The sequence below is a fragment of the Pseudomonas sp. W17 genome, from assembly GCF_040268305.1.
Taxonomy (GTDB): Bacteria; Pseudomonadota; Gammaproteobacteria; order Pseudomonadales; family Pseudomonadaceae; genus Aquipseudomonas; species Aquipseudomonas protegens.
In genome coordinates, this window is sequence record NZ_CP158490.1 from 1,085,496 (window position 1) to 1,101,525 (window position 16,030).

The 16,030-nt window shown below is 63.1% G+C and carries 14 protein-coding genes; 6 read left to right on the top strand and 8 right to left on the bottom strand.

All coding sequences use genetic code 11. The annotated features are described in order from the left end of the window. Positions 1 to 23: 23 nt before the first annotated feature. From ABCR88_RS04875 to algW, 3 genes are all read right to left on the bottom strand, one after another. Positions 24 to 752, bottom strand: coding sequence for a DUF4198 domain-containing protein (locus ABCR88_RS04875; RefSeq protein ID WP_041115982.1), 729 nt, complete (start codon positions 750 to 752; stop codon positions 24 to 26). Between the two features lie 12 nt (positions 753 to 764). Further along, positions 765 to 2,870, bottom strand: a complete 2,106-nt coding sequence (locus ABCR88_RS04880; protein ID WP_350404187.1) for a TonB-dependent siderophore receptor — start codon at positions 2,868 to 2,870, stop codon at positions 765 to 767. A gap of 85 nt (positions 2,871 to 2,955) precedes the next feature. Next, positions 2,956 to 4,110, bottom strand: coding sequence for a Do family serine endopeptidase AlgW (algW, locus tag ABCR88_RS04885; RefSeq protein ID WP_011059287.1), 1,155 nt, complete (start codon positions 4,108 to 4,110; stop codon positions 2,956 to 2,958). A 102-nt stretch (positions 4,111 to 4,212) separates the two neighbouring features. On the opposite strand from algW, the gene ABCR88_RS04890 reads away from it, so the two are divergent. From ABCR88_RS04890 to cysN, 3 genes are all read left to right on the top strand, one after another. Then, complete coding sequence (locus ABCR88_RS04890; RefSeq protein ID WP_019093347.1) at positions 4,213 to 4,971, top strand: Nif3-like dinuclear metal center hexameric protein; 759 nt, start codon at positions 4,213 to 4,215, stop codon at positions 4,969 to 4,971. A 224-nt stretch (positions 4,972 to 5,195) separates the two neighbouring features. Further along, positions 5,196 to 6,113 carry a sulfate adenylyltransferase subunit CysD gene (cysD, locus tag ABCR88_RS04895; RefSeq protein WP_011059289.1) on the top strand — a complete coding sequence of 306 codons (918 nt, stop codon included), beginning with the start codon at positions 5,196 to 5,198 and terminating at the stop codon, positions 6,111 to 6,113. Positions 6,114 to 6,122: 9 nt separating this feature from the next. Continuing rightward, complete coding sequence (gene cysN / locus ABCR88_RS04900) at positions 6,123 to 8,021, top strand: sulfate adenylyltransferase subunit CysN (RefSeq protein ID WP_041115984.1); 1,899 nt, start codon at positions 6,123 to 6,125, stop codon at positions 8,019 to 8,021. A gap of 120 nt (positions 8,022 to 8,141) precedes the next feature. Here the strand turns inward: cysN and ABCR88_RS04905 are convergent, their stop codons facing one another. Genes ABCR88_RS04905 through ABCR88_RS04915 form a run of 3 tightly spaced genes read right to left on the bottom strand, consistent with a single transcriptional unit; the run spans position 8,142 to position 11,542 of the window. Next, positions 8,142 to 9,047 carry an acyltransferase gene (locus tag ABCR88_RS04905; protein WP_232643000.1) on the bottom strand — a complete coding sequence of 302 codons (906 nt, stop codon included), beginning with the start codon at positions 9,045 to 9,047 and terminating at the stop codon, positions 8,142 to 8,144. After that, positions 9,048 to 11,147: a phosphate acetyltransferase gene (gene pta, locus ABCR88_RS04910; protein WP_019096051.1), complete on the bottom strand. Its 2,100-nt coding sequence runs from the start codon at positions 11,145 to 11,147 to the stop codon at positions 9,048 to 9,050. 56 nt (positions 11,148 to 11,203) lie between these two features. Continuing rightward, positions 11,204 to 11,542 carry a DUF3565 domain-containing protein gene (locus ABCR88_RS04915; protein WP_015634174.1) on the bottom strand — a complete coding sequence of 113 codons (339 nt, stop codon included), beginning with the start codon at positions 11,540 to 11,542 and terminating at the stop codon, positions 11,204 to 11,206. Between ABCR88_RS04915 and ABCR88_RS04920 the strand changes: the two genes are divergently transcribed. From ABCR88_RS04920 to ABCR88_RS04930, 3 genes are all read left to right on the top strand, one after another. Further along, positions 11,511 to 11,996 carry a peptidylprolyl isomerase gene (locus tag ABCR88_RS04920; RefSeq protein ID WP_011059294.1) on the top strand — a complete coding sequence of 162 codons (486 nt, stop codon included), beginning with the start codon at positions 11,511 to 11,513 and terminating at the stop codon, positions 11,994 to 11,996. The genes ABCR88_RS04915 and ABCR88_RS04920 overlap by 32 nt on opposite strands. 121 nt (positions 11,997 to 12,117) lie before the next feature. Continuing rightward, complete coding sequence (locus ABCR88_RS04925) at positions 12,118 to 12,600, top strand: redoxin domain-containing protein (RefSeq protein ID WP_015634175.1); 483 nt, start codon at positions 12,118 to 12,120, stop codon at positions 12,598 to 12,600. A 186-nt stretch (positions 12,601 to 12,786) separates the two neighbouring features. Continuing rightward, positions 12,787 to 13,890, top strand: coding sequence for an NADH:flavin oxidoreductase (locus ABCR88_RS04930; RefSeq protein ID WP_041115990.1), 1,104 nt, complete (start codon positions 12,787 to 12,789; stop codon positions 13,888 to 13,890). Here the strand turns inward: ABCR88_RS04930 and ABCR88_RS04935 are convergent. After that, positions 13,887 to 15,167, bottom strand: coding sequence for a glycosyltransferase family 1 protein (locus ABCR88_RS04935; RefSeq protein ID WP_019093349.1), 1,281 nt, complete (start codon positions 15,165 to 15,167; stop codon positions 13,887 to 13,889). The genes ABCR88_RS04930 and ABCR88_RS04935 overlap by 4 nt on opposite strands. Before the next feature lie 45 nt (positions 15,168 to 15,212). Next, the gene (cysZ, locus tag ABCR88_RS04940) at positions 15,213 to 15,962 is read right to left on the bottom strand and encodes a sulfate transporter CysZ (protein WP_011059298.1); all 750 of its coding nucleotides are present in this window, start codon (positions 15,960 to 15,962) and stop codon (positions 15,213 to 15,215) included. Positions 15,963 to 16,030 lie beyond the last annotated feature (68 nt).

Consider the following 16,030-nt stretch of genomic DNA (forward strand, 5'->3'; position numbering starts at 1 on the left):
TGGCTTCCGAGGTGGCCGTACCTTTATTCGTGGTGCGGCTCGCCGAGGAAGGTCAGGGAGCTGAACAGGCCGCGTGAGGCCACATCCGGGTTGTCCTTGAGCGCTACCTCCAGCTCTGCGGCAATCACGTTCAAGCCTTCGTTCCTCACCAGCACTTGGGCGCGTCCCTGGGCATCGGTCTCGGTGCTCAGGGTGCTCGGTGCATTGCGGTAATCGCCAATCAACTTCACCCCGGCCACCGGCTGCCCATCCAGCAGCACCCGCACCGGCAGGTTTTTGCCCGGGCCGACGGTCAGCGGGTCGACTTCCGGCAGGATCACCAGCTTGAGCTGTTCCAGCTTGGGCAGCTTCGCTCCCGGTTGATAGATCGCCAGGCTGTACTTGTAGGTGTGAGTCGAGGCGATGGCCCCCGGGACCTTGCTGCGACCCTGGTTGACCCAGCGCTTGTCCGCGGTTTGCGACCAGGGGCCGTTGTCCAGTGCCACGGCCAGTACCGCCGGCGGTTTGAGCGGTTGCAGGCGTGCGTGGTCCGCCAGGCGTTGCACGGTCACCGGAATCATTCTGGCCGCGCCGTCATAGGCCCAGGCACCGCTGATTTTCTTGGCCTTGAAGGCGTCGTCTTCGGCGCCGTGGCCGTAGATCACTTCGACATTGCCGCGTCGTTGTTCGGTCCACAGGCCGTGGGCCGAGGCCTGGGTGGCGCCCAGTGTGGCGAGCAGGCCCAGCAGGGCGATGGATTTGAGGCTGTGCATGGCGGCTCTCTTCTACAGGTTGAGTGTGAGGCTGAGGGTGAAATTGCGCGGTTCGCCGGGATTGACCCAGTAGTTGCTGTAGGAGCGTTCGTAGTACTTCTCGTCGAACAGGTTGTTCAGGTTCAGGCCCAGGGTCAGGTTGTCGCTGGCCTTGTAGTGGGCCAGCAGGTCCAGGGTGCGGTAGGCGGGCAGCTCGAAGCGGCCTCCGGCCTCGCCCGAGCGGTCGCCGACATAGGTCATGGCTGCGCCGATGTCCGAGCCCTTGAGCCGGCCGTCCTGGAATTCATAGACCCCCAGCAGGCTGGCGCTGTGCCTGGCCACGCCGAGAATGCGGCTGCCGGCGGGGATTGCCGGGTCGCCCTTGGTGACTTGCGCATCAATCAGCGCATAGGCGCCTATCACGCGCACCGCGTCGGTCAACTGGCCGCTGAACTGCAGGTCGAAGCCCTGGCTGCGGGCCTTGCCCATGGCGCGGCTGGAGTCGGTGCCGGGGTCCAGGGCCAGGACGTTTTCCTTGTCGATATGGAAGGCGGCGAGGGTGGCGCTCAAGCGCTCGTCGAACAGCTCGCTCTTGATCCCCACTTCATAGCCGACGCCTTCCTCGGGCTTGAAGGTCTTGCCGCCCGCATCCAGCCCATTGTTGGGCTTGAACGAGGTGGAGGCGTTGGCGAACAGCCCCACCTGCGGGGTCAGTTGGTAGAGCAGGCCGGCGCGCTGGGTCAGGGCATCGTGGTTCTGGCGGCTGCGCTTGCCGGTGGTGTGGTCGTCGATCTTTTGCTCGAAGTGTTCAAAGCGGGCGCCGACCATGCCTCGCAGGCGGTCAGTGAAGATGATCTGGTCCTGCAGGTTGAGGGCCTGGCTTTCGACATGCTCGAAAAAGTCCGTGCCAGAGCGTTTGCCGTTGGGCTTGGCCTGACCGTAGATCGGGTCGTAGATATCGATGGCATAGGCGCCGCCGGCAATGCTGGTGACCCGCTCGTTCTTGCGGTAGTTCTCGTATTCGCTGCCGATCAGCAGTTCATGCTGCCAACTGCCGAGGTCGAACAGGCCGCGCAGTTCCAGCTGGGTGATGCTGTCATGCCAGTTGTTGTCCCGCTCGCGGTAGCGCCGGTTGACCGTGTGCCGGTCGGCGTTCAGCGGTCGGGTTTCGGAGGCGAAGCCCCAGAGCTTGCCCTCCTTGTAGTGGCTGGCCAGAAGCAGTTTCCAGCTGTCATTGAGGTGGTGTTCCAGGGTGGCCTGGAGCATGTTGTTATGGTTGTCGATGTTGCCGTCATCGGGTTCGCCGAGGAAGGTCGAGCGGGAGACGCCGCTCCAGCGATTGTTCGGGGCCACGATGCCGCGGTCGAAGGTCGAGCTGTGGCGCACCCATTCGCTTTCCAGCAGCAGGCTGGTGTCCGGGTTCAACTGCCAGCTGAAGGAGGGCGCGACGAACACCCGGCGGCTGTCCACGTGGTCGCGAAAGCTGTGGTTGTCCTCCACGGCCAGGTTGACCCGGGACAGCAGGTTGCCCTGGGCATCCAGCGGGGTGTTGAGGTCCAGGGCGGTGCGGTAGCGGTCCCAGCTGCCAGCGCTGGTCTGCAAGGTCGCGAAGGTTTCGGGCTGGGGTTTCTTGGTGACGATATTCACCGTGCCGCCGGGATCGCCACGGCCATAGAGGCTGGCGGCCGGCCCCTTGAGCACTTCGATGCGCTCGACAGTGGCGGCGTCCGGGGTGCTGGGGTAGCCGCGGTTGGCGCTGAAGCCGTCCTTGTAGAACTCCGAGGTGGTGAAGCCGCGCACGCTGTATTCATACAGGGTCAGCCCGCCGAAGTTGTTCTGCTTGGAAACCCCGCCGGCAAACTCCAGGGCGCGTTCGACGTTGTTGCTGCCCAGGTCCTTGAGCACGCTGGCGGGGATCACGCTGATGGATTGGGGAATGTCGCGGATCGCCGTATCGGTCTTCGTCGCGCTGGCCGAGCGTGTGGCCCGGTAGCCCTTGACCGGGCCCGTGGCGGATTCGTATTCAGTGCTGATACGGGTGGTTTCAAGTTCCAGCGGCTCAGGTTCTTTGGCCAGCAGCGGATCTGCCAGCAGGCCCAGGGTCAGGCCTGCCAAGGGGAGGATTCTTCGGGACGTCATGGGGCTGTTCCAATAGCGATATTGAAACAATATAACATGACTAATGAGAATGTATGCTGTTAGCCCGGCATGGCCGGGCCCAGCTTCACTCTTCTTCTTTGACGGGCGCGGGCGGTGGTCGCAGGCCGATTTCTGCCGTCAGCTTGAGTTCCTTGCCGTTGCGCATGACCAGGATCGAGACTTTGTCCGTCGGTTTGATCCGCGCCACCTGGTTCATCGAACGCCGGCCGTCGCCGGCAGGTTCGCCATCGATACTGAGGATCACGTCACCCAGTTGCATCCCGGCTTTCTGCGCCGGGCCGTCGCGGAAGATCCCCGCCACCACGATTCCCGGGCGCCCGGCCAGGCCGAAGGACTCTGCCAGCTCCTGGGTCAAGGGTTGCACTTCGATCCCCAGCCAGCCGCGGATGACCTGGCCGTGCTCGATGATCGACTTCATCACTTCCATGGCCAGCTTGATCGGGATCGCAAAACCGATGCCCTGGGAGCCACCGGACTTGGAGAAGATCGCGGTGTTGATCCCGGTCAGGTTGCCGTTGGCGTCCACCAGGGCGCCACCGGAGTTGCCCGGGTTGATGGCGGCGTCGGTCTGGATGAAGTCTTCGTAGTTGTTCAGGCCCAGCTGGTTGCGCCCGGTGGCACTGATGATGCCCATGGTCACGGTCTGGCCGACCCCGAACGGGTTGCCGATGGCCAGCGCGACGTCGCCGACGCGGACGTTTTCCGAACGGCCGACGGTGATCGAAGGCAGGTTCTTCAAGTCGATCTTGAGCACCGCCAGGTCGGTTTCCGGATCGCTGCCGATCACCCGGGCCAGGGTCTCGCGGCCGTCCTTGAGGGCCACCACTATTTGCTCGGCACCGGAGGTCACATGGTTGTTGGTCAGCAGGTAGCCCTCGGGGCTCATGATCACCCCCGAGCCCAGGCTCGATTCCATGCGCTGCTGCTTGGGCAGGTTGTCGCCGAAGAAGCGCCGGAACTGCGGGTCTTCAAAGAGCGGGTGAGCCGGCTTGTTGATGACCTTGGTGGTGTACAGGTTGACCACCGCGGGCGCGGCGATCACCACGGCGTCGGCGTAGGACACCGGCCCCTGTTGCGTGCTGGTGGTTTGCGGGGCTTGCTGCAGATTGACGTCGAGGCTGGGCAGGCCCACCCATTGCGGGTAGCGCTGGATAATCAACAACGCGATAAGCACGCCGGCCAGTAGCGGCCAGCCAAAAAAACGCAGAGCCTTGAGCATTGAGCAAGTCCTGGGTGGTTACGAAGGGCTGCGCACGGCCCATAATGTCGCGCATTATACGAGGCCGCGCGTGCCTCTGAACGGGATATTTAGGAGTCTTTTATGGCCGTTGCCCTGAGCACACTGGTGGAAGAAGCGGACCGTTACCTGGGCAGTTCACGTATTGCCGATTACTGCCCCAATGGCCTGCAGGTCGAAGGGCGCCCGCAGGTGATGCGCATCGTCAGTGGCGTGACCGCTAGCCAGGCGTTGCTGGACGCTGCGGTGGAGGCCAAGGCCGACCTGGTGCTGGTGCATCACGGCTACTTCTGGAAGGGCGAGAACCCCTGCATCACCGGCATGAAGCAGCGTAGGCTGAAAACCCTGCTCAAGCACGACATCAGCCTGCTGGCCTATCACCTGCCCCTGGACCTGCACCCGGAAGTGGGCAACAACGTGCAACTGGCCCGTCAGCTAGACATCACCGTGGAAGGCCCGCTGGACCCGGAAAACCCCAAGGTCGTCGGCCTGGTGGGTTCCCTCGGCGAGCCGATGACCGCGCGGGACTTTGCCCGCCGGGTGCAAGAGGCAATGGGGCGAGAGCCGCTGCTGATCGAAGGCAGCGAGATGATCCGTCGGGTCGGCTGGTGCACCGGTGGCGGCCAGGGCTACATCGACCAGGCGGTGCAGGCCGGCGTCGACCTGTACCTCAGTGGCGAAGCCTCGGAGCAGACCTTCCACAGTGCCCGGGAAAACGACATCAGCTTCATTGCCGCCGGCCATCACGCCACCGAGCGTTATGGCGTCCAGGCCCTGGGTGACTACCTGGCCCGGCGCTTTGCCCTCGAACACCTGTTCATCGATTGCCCCAACCCCATCTGACCCCCGGCAGGAGCCGGCTTGCCGGTCAGCCCGAAGGTGCGCCCGAAAGCGCCTGTGCTGGCAAGCCAGCTCCCGCAGAGTGGCGCTTGGGGCCTAACGGAGCGGTATATTCATATACCGTTTCGTTCTAGTTGGCTCCCTGATTAGAAGCAGGTCGCTGTGCTAGCATGCCCCGCTCGAACACGGCCCGATGGCCGTCCATAAGAAAGCTTTCGTGAGTAGCCATGGTCGACAAACTGACGCATCTGAAACAGCTGGAGGCGGAAAGCATCCACATCATCCGCGAGGTGGCCGCCGAGTTCGACAACCCGGTGATGCTGTACTCCATCGGTAAAGACTCCGCCGTGATGTTGCATCTGGCTCGCAAGGCGTTCTTCCCCGGCAAGCTGCCGTTCCCGGTGATGCACGTCGATACCCAGTGGAAATTCCAGGAAATGTACAAGTTCCGCGACCGCATGGTCGAAGAGCTGGGCCTGGACCTGATCACCCACGTCAACCCGGATGGCGTGGCCCAGGGCATCAACCCTTTCACCCACGGCAGTGCCAAGCACACCGACATCATGAAGACCGAGGGCCTCAAGCAGGCTCTGGACAAACATGGTTTCGACGCCGCGTTCGGCGGTGCCCGCCGCGATGAAGAGAAGTCCCGCGCCAAGGAGCGCGTCTACTCGTTCCGCGACAGCAAGCACCGCTGGGACCCGAAGAACCAGCGCCCCGAGCTGTGGAACGTCTACAACGGCAAGGTCAACAAGGGCGAGTCGATCCGTGTGTTCCCGCTGTCCAACTGGACCGAGCTGGACATCTGGCAGTACATCTACCTCGAAGGCATCCCGATCGTGCCGCTGTACTTCGCCGCCGAGCGTGAAGTGATCGAGAAGAACGGCACCCTGATCATGATCGATGACGAGCGCATCCTCGAGCATCTGTCCGATGAAGAGAAAGCCCGCATCGTCAAAAAGAAAGTACGTTTCCGTACCCTTGGCTGCTACCCGTTGACGGGCGCGGTGGAGTCCGAGGCCGAGAGCCTGACGGACATCATCCAGGAAATGCTCCTGACGCGAACTTCCGAGCGCCAGGGCCGGGTCATCGACCACGATGGCGCCGGCTCAATGGAAGACAAGAAACGTCAAGGTTATTTCTAAGGGGCTGTCATGTCGCATCAATCTGATTTGATCAGCGAGGACATCCTCGCGTACCTGGGCCAGCACGAACGCAAGGAGCTGCTGCGCTTTTTGACCTGCGGTAACGTCGACGACGGCAAGAGCACCCTGATCGGGCGCCTGCTGCACGACTCGAAGATGATCTACGAAGACCATCTGGAAGCCATCACCCGGGACTCGAAGAAGGTCGGCACCACCGGTGACGACATCGACCTGGCGTTGCTGGTCGACGGCCTGCAGGCCGAGCGGGAGCAGGGCATCACCATCGATGTCGCCTACCGCTATTTCTCCACCGCCAAGCGCAAGTTCATCATCGCCGACACCCCCGGCCATGAGCAGTACACCCGCAACATGGCCACCGGTGCATCCACCTGTGACCTGGCGATCATCCTGGTGGACGCCCGCTACGGCGTGCAGACCCAGACCCGTCGCCACAGCTTCATCGCCTCCCTGCTGGGCATCAAGCACATCGTCGTGGCCATCAACAAGATGGACCTCAAGGACTTCGATGAAGGCGTGTTCGAATCGATCAAGGCCGACTACCTGAAGTTCGCCAAGGGCCTGAAGCTGCAGCCCACCAGCCTGCACTTCGTGCCGATGTCGGCGCTCAAGGGCGACAACGTGGTGAACAAGAGCGAGCGCTCGCCCTGGTACACCGGCCAGTCGCTGATGGAAATCCTCGAGACCGTGGAAGTGGCCGGCGACCGCAACTTCACCGACCTGCGTTTCCCGGTGCAGTACGTCAACCGTCCGAACCTGAACTTCCGTGGTTTTGCCGGCACCCTGGCCAGCGGCATCGTGCACAAGGGCGACGAGATCGTCGTATTGCCGTCGGGCAAGAGCAGCCGGGTCAAGTCCATCGTCACCTTCGAAGGTGAACTGGAGCAGGCCGGCCCGGGCCAGGCCGTGACCCTGACCATGGAAGATGAAATCGATATCTCCCGCGGCGACCTGCTGGTGCATGCCGACAACGTGCCGCCGGTCACCGACAGCTTCGAAGCCATGCTGGTATGGATGGCCGAAGAGCCGATGCTGCCGGGCAAGAAGTACGACATCAAGCGCGCCACCAGCTATGTGCCGGGCTCGATTGCCAGCATCCATCACAAGGTCGATGTGAACACCCTGGAAGAGGGCGCGGCCAGCGCACTGCAACTGAACGAGATCGGCAAGGTCAAGATCAGCCTCGACGCGCCGATTGCCCTGGATGGTTACGAAAGCAACCGCACCACCGGCGCTTTCATCGTCATCGACCGCTTGACCAACGGCACCGTCGGCGCCGGCATGATCATCGCCCAGCCGGTGGCCCATGGCAGCGCCACCCAACACGGCAAGCTGGCTCATGTAGCCACCGAAGAGCGTGCCCAGCGTTTCGGCCAGCAACCGGCTACCGTGCTGTTCAGCGGCCTGTCGGGTGCGGGCAAGAGCACCCTGGCCTACGCGGTCGAGCGCAAGCTGTTCGACATGGGGCGCGCGGTGTATGTGCTCGATGGCCAGAACCTGCGGCATGACCTGAACAAGGGCCTGCCCCAGGACCGTGCCGGGCGTACCGAGAACTGGCGCCGTGCGGCCCACGTCGCCCGTCAGTTCAACGAAGCCGGCCTGCTGACCCTGGCCGCGTTCGTGGCACCGAGTGCCGAAGGGCGCGAGCAGGCCAAGGACCTGATCGGCAAGGAGCGTCTGCTGACGGTCTACGTCCAGGCATCGCCTGCGGTGTGCGCCGAGCGTGATCCGCAGGGCCTGTACGCGGCCGGCGGGGATAACATCCCGGGCGAGTCCTTCCCCTATGACGTGCCGCTCAATGCCGATCTGGTGATCGACACCCAGTCGCTGTCGCTGGAAGAAAGCGTCAAGCAGGTGCTGGACCTGTTGCGCAGCCGCGGCGCGATCTAAGCCGTAGCAAAAAGCCCGCAGCCGAGTGATCGGCTGCGGGCTTTTTTGTGCGCTTCAGATAGCGTTCGCCGGTAAGTAGGGTGCAGGACCGCAGGAGCTGGCTTGCCAGCGAAAAGGCCCTCAGGGTTTGGCCGGATACTCGCGATGCAGCACTTCCAGCAGCGCATCCTTGTCCAGCCACTGCTGGTTGATCCAGCCCTGGAATTCCTGGCGATAGGCCGTGTCCTGCTCGTAGTTCTTGCCAAGGAACTGCGCCGGGATCTGCACCTCTTCGAAACGCACCACCACATCCTTGACCCTGCCGCACAGCAGGTCCCAGAAACCGGGGCGGCCCGCTGGGTAGTGGATGGTCACATCGATGATCGACTGCAGTTGCTCGCCCATGGCATCCAGGACAAAGGCGATGCCGCCGGCCTTGGGCTTGAGCAGGTAGCGGAACGGCGATTGTTGCTGGGCGTGCTTGGCGTCGGTAAAGCGCGTGCCCTCGACGAAGTTGAAGATGCCCACCGGGTTGTTGCGAAACTTCGCACAGGTCTTGCGCGTGGTTTCCAGGTCCTTGCCTTTCTTTTCCGGGTGCTTCTCCAGGTACGCCTTGGAGTAGCGCTTCATGAACGGAAAGCCCAGGGCCCACCAAGCCAGGCCAATCACTGGCACCCAGATCAGCTCCTGCTTGAGGAAGAACTTCAGGGGGCGGATACGCCGGTTGAGCACGTACTGCAGGACCATGATGTCGACCCAGCTCTGGTGGTTGCTGGTGACCAGGTAGGAGTGCTGGTAATCCAGGCCTTCCAGGCCCTGCACGTGCCAACGGGTACGGCATACCAACTGCATCCAGGCCTTGTTGTTGCTGATCCAGGCTTCGTGGGTGTGGTTCATCAGCCACAGGCTCAAGCGCTGGGTGAGGGCGAAGGGCAGGGCCTTGACCAACGCCACGCAGAACAGGAACGAGCACAGCAGGATGGTGTTCAGCGCCAACAGGAGCGAGGCGATGACTCCGCGCACCACGGCAGGTAGGAATTCCAGCATTTAGACATCCATAGGTCGGTTGGCGGCTTGAATCGCGGTCAGGGCGATGGTGTAGACGATGTCGTCCACCTGGGCGCCCCGGGGCAGGTCGTTCACCGGTTTGCGCAGGCCTTGCAGCATCGGCCCCAGGCTCACGCAATCGGCGCTGCGTTGCACCGCCTTGTGGGTGGTGTTGCCGGTGTTGAGGTCAGGGAACACGAAGACCGTGGCCTTGCCCGCGACCTGGCTGTTGGGGGCCAGTTGCCGGGCGACGTTTTCGTTGGCCGCGGCGTCGTATTGCAACGGCCCGTCGATCAGCAGCGAACGCTGGGCTTCGTGAGCCAGCAGAGTGGCTTCGCGAACTTTCTCCACTTCCTCGCCGCTGGCCGAGTCGCCGCTGGAGTAGCTGATCATCGCCACGCGCGGGGTGATACCGAAGGCGGCTGCCGAGTCGGCGCTCTGCAGGGCGATTTCCGCCAGCTCGCTGGCGCTGGGGTGCGGGTTCATCACGCAGTCGCCATACACCAGCACTTCCTCGGGGAACAGCATGAAGAACACCGAGGACACCAGGCTGCAGCCCGGCGCGGTCTTGATCAACTGCAGGGCTGGGCGGATGGTGTTGGCAGTGGAGTGGATGACCCCGGAAACCAGGCCATCGACTTCATCCAGGGCCAGCATCACCGTGCCGATCACCACCGGATCTTCCAGCTGCTGCTCGGCCATGGGAGCGTTGAGGCTCTTGCTCTTGCGCAGGGCCACCATGGGTTCCACATAGCGTTGGCGAATCAGGTCCGGATCGAGAATCTCCAGGCCTTCGGGCAGTTCGATGCCCTGGGCCCGGGCCACCGCGTGCACGTCCTCGGGCTTGGCCAGCAGCACGCAACGGGCGATGCCCCGGGCCTGGCAGATGGCGGCGGCCTGCACGGTCAGTGGCTCGCTGCCTTCGGGCAGGACGATACGCTTGTTGGCCTGCTGGGCGCGCTGGATCAACTGGTAGCGGAACACCGCAGGTGACAGGCGCATTTCCCGTGGGGTGCCGCAGCGCTGGTGCAGCCAGTTAGCGTCCAGGTGACTGGCGACGAAGTCGGTGATGATTTCCGCGCGCTCGCGGTCATCGATGGGAATTTCCTTGTTCAGGCCATTGAGCTGGTTGGCGGTGTCGTAGGACCCGGTGCTCACCGAAAGCACTGGCAGGCCGGCGTTCAGGGCGCCCCGGCAGAGCTCCATGATCCGCGGGTCGGGCAGGGTGTCGCTGGTCAGCAGCAGGCCGGCCAGGGGCACGCCGTTGATGGCCGCCAGGCTCACGGCGAGGATGATGTCGTCACGGTCGCCCGGGGTCACCACCAGCACGCCGGGCTTGAGCAGTTCCACGGTGTTGCGCATGGTGCGGGCGCAAATGATGATCTTGGTCATGCGCCGGCTTTCGTAGTCGCCGGCGTTGAGCACCTGGGCGCCCATCAGGTCGGCCACGTCCCGGGTACGCGGGGCATTGAGCTCCGGCTGGAAGGGGATGCACCCCAGCAGGCGGAAGTCGCCGCTGCGCAGCAAGGGCGAATGTTCCTTCAAGCGCGCGGAAAACGCCTCCATGCTTTCGTCGGTGCGCACCTTGTTGAGGATCACCCCCAGTACTTTCGGGTCCCGCGGGCCGCCGAACAGCTGGGCCTGCAACTCGACCCGGCCGGACAGCTCGGTGAGTACTTCGTTTTCCGGGGCGGATACCAGGATCACCTCGGCATCCAGGCTTTTTGCCAGGTGCAGGTTGACCCGGGCGGCGTAGCTGGCACTGCGGGTCGGCACCATGCCTTCGACGATCAATACATCCTTGCCGATGGCCGCCTGCTGGTAGAGGGTGATGATTTCTTCCAGCAACTCATCCAGCTGGCCGTCGCCGAGCATCCGCTCCACATGGGCCAGGCCCAGGGGTTGTGGCGGTTTCAGGCCATGGGTGCGCGCCACCAGTTCGGTGGAACGCTCGGGGCCGGTGTCACCGGGGTGAGGTTGGGCTATGGGTTTGAAGAAGCCGACCTTGAGGCCAGCCCGTTCCAGCGTACGCACCAGCCCGAGGCTGATGGAGGTCAGACCCACTCCAAAATCGGTGGGCGCGATGAAAAAAGTTTGCATGCGAATTCTCAGAAGGTGCATGGCAAAGGCGACGGTCTTTGGCCGTCTGCCTGAAGTCAGGCGCTAAGGTTATCGTTATCCGGGGCTTGAGCGCACCAGCCGCAGGCAAAGCACTGGCCTATTTTTTCCGCCCGCAACTGCGGCTCCAGGACCCAGGCCCGGGACTGCCAGGGCGGTTGGTGGCGCAGGTGCTGGGTATGCCCGCAGGACAGTTCAGCCACCCAATGGCCCTCTTCATCCTGATGAAAACCGCAGATTGTCGAGTGATTTTTCACGTTCCGTTGGTCCGGGTTCCGTTCGCTTTCGAGCGATTGCTTCGCTAAACTTGGACGTTCTTCATTCTTATGCAAAAGGTCCCGCCCCATGCTGATCGCCGCCAATAAGGCTGTCTCCATCGACTATACCCTCACCAACGACGCTGGTGAGGTCATCGACAGCTCTGCCGGCGGCGCCCCGCTGGTTTACCTGCAAGGCGCAGGTAACATCATTCCTGGTCTGGAAAAGGCCCTGGAAGGCAAGCAAGTTGGTGACGAACTGAAAGTCTCCGTAGAACCTGAAGATGCCTACGGCGAATACGCTGCCGAACTGGTCAGCACCCTGAGCCGCAGCATGTTCGAAGGCGTCGACGAACTGGAAGTGGGCATGCAGTTCCACGCTTCCGCTCCGGACGGCCAGATGCAGATCGTGACCATCCGTGACCTGGACGGCGACGACGTTACCGTCGACGGCAACCACCCGCTGGCCGGTCAGCGCCTGAACTTCCAGGTTAAGATCGTTGCCATCCGTGACGCCAGCCAGGAAGAAATCGCTCATGGTCACGTCCATGGCGAAGGTGGCCATCACCACTGATTTTCTGCGCTAAGCTCAAGCTTACTGGAGAGGCGCCCGAGGGCGCCTTTTTAGTCCGCGGCTTTTGGCTGTACTGTCGAGAGGCTGTTTTCTGTAAGAACACAGGAATTTGGAGTTCGTCATGAGTGCTTTTCACGACCTTAAATTGAAAGCCCTGGATGGTCAGGAGCTGCCGCTCGCGCCCTTCAAGGGGCACGTCGTGCTGGTGGTCAACGTCGCCTCCAAATGTGGTCTGACACCACAATATGCGGCGCTGGAGAATCTCTACCAGCAATACAAGGCCCAGGGATTCAGCGTGCTGGGGTTGCCTTGCAACCAGTTCGCCGGGCAGGAACCGGGCACTGAGCAGGAGATCCAGGAGTTTTGCAGCCTCAACTACGGGGTGACCTTTCCCTTGAGCAGCAAACTGGACGTGAACGGTCCCGAGCGCCATCAGCTGTACCGCCTGCTGGCGGGCGAAGGCGCCGAGTTTCCCGGGGACATCACCTGGAACTTCGAGAAATTCCTATTGGGCAAGGACGGCCGGGTACTGGCGCGTTTCTCGCCGCGTACCGCTCCCGATGATCCGACAGTGATCCAGGCCATCGAAAAGGCCCTGAGCTAACCACTGACGGGCACCTCTTTCACGCCGCTGCAATGCGGCGTTTTTGCATCTAAATCACTCAAATCAATAATGCTGGGCAGCGCATTGAGGGGGGAATATTATCCTCATCATAAGTGCGCCGGGGCCGGTACCCGGCGCAGTCTTGTGCGTCGAATATCGACTCAAGCCTTTTTCTCGGAGCGCAGCATGCCTGTTCAAGCCTTGTTCAAACCCTTTCAACTCGGCGCGCTGGAACTGCCGACCCGCGTGGTGATGGCACCAATGACCCGGTCGTTTTCCCCCGGTGGCGTGCCCAACTCCAAGGTCATTGAGTATTACCGCCGCCGCGCTGCTGCGGGTGTCGGCCTGATCATTACCGAGGGCACCACGGTGGGTCACCAGGCTGCCAATGGTTACCCCAATGTGCCGCAGTTCCATGGCGAGGCGGCCCTGGCCGGCTGGAAGAAGGTGGTGGATGCGGTCCACGCCGAAGGCGGCAAGATCGTCCCGCAACTCTGGCATGTGGGCAATGTGCGGCGCCTGGGCACCGAGCCGGACGCCAGCGTGCCCGGCTACGGCCCGACCGAGAAGCTCAAGGACGGCAAGGTGCTGGTGCACGGCATGACCCACCAGGACATCCAGGAGGTGATCGCTGCCTTTGCCCAGGCCGCCAAGGATGCCCAGAGCATCGGCATGGACGGCGTGGAGATCCATGGCGCCCATGGTTACCTGGTGGACCAGTTCTTCTGGGAAGGCACCAACCAGCGTACCGATGAATACGGTGGCGACCTGGCCCAGCGCTCGCGCTTCGCCATTGAGCTGATCCAGGCCGTGCGGGCTGCCGTCGGTCCGGATTTCCCGATCATCCTGCGTTTTTCCCAGTGGAAGCAGCAGGACTACAGCGCGCGCCTGGTGCAGACCCCGGAAGCTCTGGAGGCCTTCCTCAAGCCGCTGGCGGATGCCGGTGTGGATATCTTCCACTGCTCGACCCGCCGCTTCTGGGAGCCGGAGTTCGAAGGTTCCGACCTCAACCTGGCGGGCTGGACTCGCAAACTCACCGGCAAGCCCACCATCACCGTGGGCAGCGTCGGCCTGGACGGCGAGTTCCTGCAGTTCATGGTCAACACCGACAAGGTGGCGCAGCCGGCCAGCCTGGAAAACCTGCTGCAGCGTCTGAACAACGACGAGTTCGATCTGGTGGCCGTGGGCCGTGCACTGCTGGTGGATCCGGATTGGGCGCAGAAAGTCCGTGAAGGTCGCGAGCAGGACATCCTGCCATTCAGCCGTGACGCGCTGATGACCCTGGTTTAACTGCCTGCTCCGGGCGGCGAGGGGGGCAGCCCCCTTGCCGTGCCGAGTGTCTCCACGGCGCTGCGGGGTTTGACCGTCGCTTCGATAAGCCCTTCGTAATCCTCGGCCGGCCCGTGCTCGCAGGCACTGCGCAGGCGATCTTCAAACTGCTCGATAACCGCGGCCCAGCCCTGGCGGCTGGCATGCTGGCGGGCGTTGAGGCGTACCCGGCGCAAGGTTTCCGGTTCTTCCAGCAGCCAGCTGGCAGCGTCGCAGAAGGCGCTTTCGTCGCCGGGCATGGCCAGCACACCGTTGTAGCCATGGCGGATATGCTGTGCTGCGGCAGCCTGATCGTAGGCCACCACCGCGAGCCCCGAGGCCAGAGCCTCCAGCACCACGTTGCCGAAGGTTTCGGTGAGGCTGGGAAACAGGAACAGATCCCCGCAGGCGTAGTGGGCGGCCAGGGCTTCGCCCCGCTGGCTGCCACAGAACAGGGCCTCGGGCAGGCTTTTTTCCAGAGCCCCACGTTGCGGGCCGTCACCCACCACGATCAGCTTCATCCTGCGCTGTGGATAAGTCGCCTGCAGGCGTTCGAAGCAGCGCTTGAGCAAGCCCAGGTTCTTCTCCTGCGCCAGGCGCCCAACGTGGATCACCGCCAGGTCATCGGCGCCCAGGCCCCAGTCGGCCCGCAGCGTATCGAGCCGCTTGGCCGGGTGGAACAGCTGGCTGTCGACGCCCCGGGACAGCAGGGCCAGGCGTTCGAAATGCCGGCGCTCCAGCTCCAGGTGCTGGCTGGCGCTGGGTACCAGGGTCAGTTGCGAGCGGTTGTGGAACCAGCGCAGATAGTGGGTCAGCAAGCGGGTCAGCAAACCCAGGCCATATTGGCTGGAGTACTGCTGGAAGTTGGTGTGAAAGCCGCTGACCACGGAGATTCCCAGGCGCTTGGCGGCCCGCAGCGCAGACAGCCCCAGCGGCCCCTCGGTGGCGATATAGAGCACGTCCGGGCGCTGGCGTTTCCAGCGTCGCAGCAGCTTGTGCATCGACGACTGGCCCCATTGCAGCCCCGGGTAGCCCGGCAGCGGCCAGCCCCGGCACAGCAGCAGGGCTTCGTCGCTGGCCCGGCTCTGGTCGCAACCCTGGCGCGGGCGCACCAGCTCAACCTGATGCCCACGGGCACGCAGGCCCTCGCAGAGGCGGCCAAGGGTATTGGCCACGCCATTGATTTCCGGTGGGAAGGTTTCAGTGATGAGGGTGATATGCAGAGCTGTCGTCATGGCCTCAGTGTCGGCTGAGGCCATGTCGCCATTGTGACCTTGCGATGATGGATTTATGACCCCCCGGCCTTATTTGGCCGGCAGGTTCTCCACCCCGCGTTCACGCACCCAGAACAGCGTGGCACCGGCCACGGCGGCCGGCATCATCAGGATATTGACCAGCGGGATCAGCAGCGCCAGGTAGACGATGCCGCCAAAGCCCAGGCTCTGCCAGCGCTTCTGGCGCAGCCAGGCGAGCATGTCCTGCCAGCTCATCTTGTGGTTGTCCGCCGGGTAGTCGATGTACTGGATAGCCATCATCCAGATACCGAACAGCAGCCACAGCGGCGCGGCAATCAGGTTGACCACCGGAATCAGCGAGAGGATGAACAGGCCGATGGCCCGGGGCAGGAAGTAGCCGAGCTTGCGCATTTCCCGCGCCAGGGTGCGGGGGATCATGGCAATCAGCTCACCCCAGCTGAAGGGCGGGAAATCATCGGTGCCGCGCACCACGGTTTCGACTTTTTCCGAGAGGAAACCGTTGAAGGGGGCGGCGATGATGTTGGCCAGCATGGTGAAGCTGAAAAACACCATGAAGGCCACCAGCACCACGAACAGCGGCCAGATGACATAGCTGAGGAAACTCAGCCAACTGGGCAGGGACGGCATCAGCGCATCGACCCAGAGGCTGAATTGATGGCCGGCGAAATAGATCAATCCGACGAACAGCACCAGGTTGATTGCCAGGGGCAGGAGCACGAACAGGCGCAGGCCGGGGCTGAGGACCAGCTTCAGGCCTTCACGCAGGTATTGCGGGCCGGACAGGACAGGGGCGGGCATAGAGCGCTCCGAGCAGAATGAAAACGCGCCGACCTTACCGGCTTTGTCCTGGGGGCGAAAGCACGGCG

Coding starts and splice junctions, on each gene's coding strand:
- ABCR88_RS04875 (WP_041115982.1), bottom strand. CDS start 752: ATGCACAGCCTCAAATCCATCGCCCTGCTGGGCCTGCTCGCCACACTG.
- ABCR88_RS04880 (WP_350404187.1), bottom strand. CDS start 2,870: ATGACGTCCCGAAGAATCCTCCCCTTGGCAGGCCTGACCCTGGGCCTG.
- algW (WP_011059287.1), bottom strand. CDS start 4,110: ATGCTCAAGGCTCTGCGTTTTTTTGGCTGGCCGCTACTGGCCGGCGTG.
- ABCR88_RS04890 (WP_019093347.1), top strand. CDS start 4,213: ATGGCCGTTGCCCTGAGCACACTGGTGGAAGAAGCGGACCGTTACCTG.
- cysD (WP_011059289.1), top strand. CDS start 5,196: ATGGTCGACAAACTGACGCATCTGAAACAGCTGGAGGCGGAAAGCATC.
- cysN (WP_041115984.1), top strand. CDS start 6,123: ATGTCGCATCAATCTGATTTGATCAGCGAGGACATCCTCGCGTACCTG.
- ABCR88_RS04905 (WP_232643000.1), bottom strand. CDS start 9,047: ATGCTGGAATTCCTACCTGCCGTGGTGCGCGGAGTCATCGCCTCGCTC.
- pta (WP_019096051.1), bottom strand. CDS start 11,147: ATGCAAACTTTTTTCATCGCGCCCACCGATTTTGGAGTGGGTCTGACC.
- ABCR88_RS04920 (WP_011059294.1), top strand. CDS start 11,511: ATGCTGATCGCCGCCAATAAGGCTGTCTCCATCGACTATACCCTCACC.
- ABCR88_RS04915 (WP_015634174.1), bottom strand. CDS start 11,542: ATGGAGACAGCCTTATTGGCGGCGATCAGCATGGGGCGGGACCTTTTG.
- ABCR88_RS04925 (WP_015634175.1), top strand. CDS start 12,118: ATGAGTGCTTTTCACGACCTTAAATTGAAAGCCCTGGATGGTCAGGAG.
- ABCR88_RS04930 (WP_041115990.1), top strand. CDS start 12,787: ATGCCTGTTCAAGCCTTGTTCAAACCCTTTCAACTCGGCGCGCTGGAA.
- ABCR88_RS04935 (WP_019093349.1), bottom strand. CDS start 15,167: ATGGCCTCAGCCGACACTGAGGCCATGACGACAGCTCTGCATATCACC.
- cysZ (WP_011059298.1), bottom strand. CDS start 15,962: ATGCCCGCCCCTGTCCTGTCCGGCCCGCAATACCTGCGTGAAGGCCTG.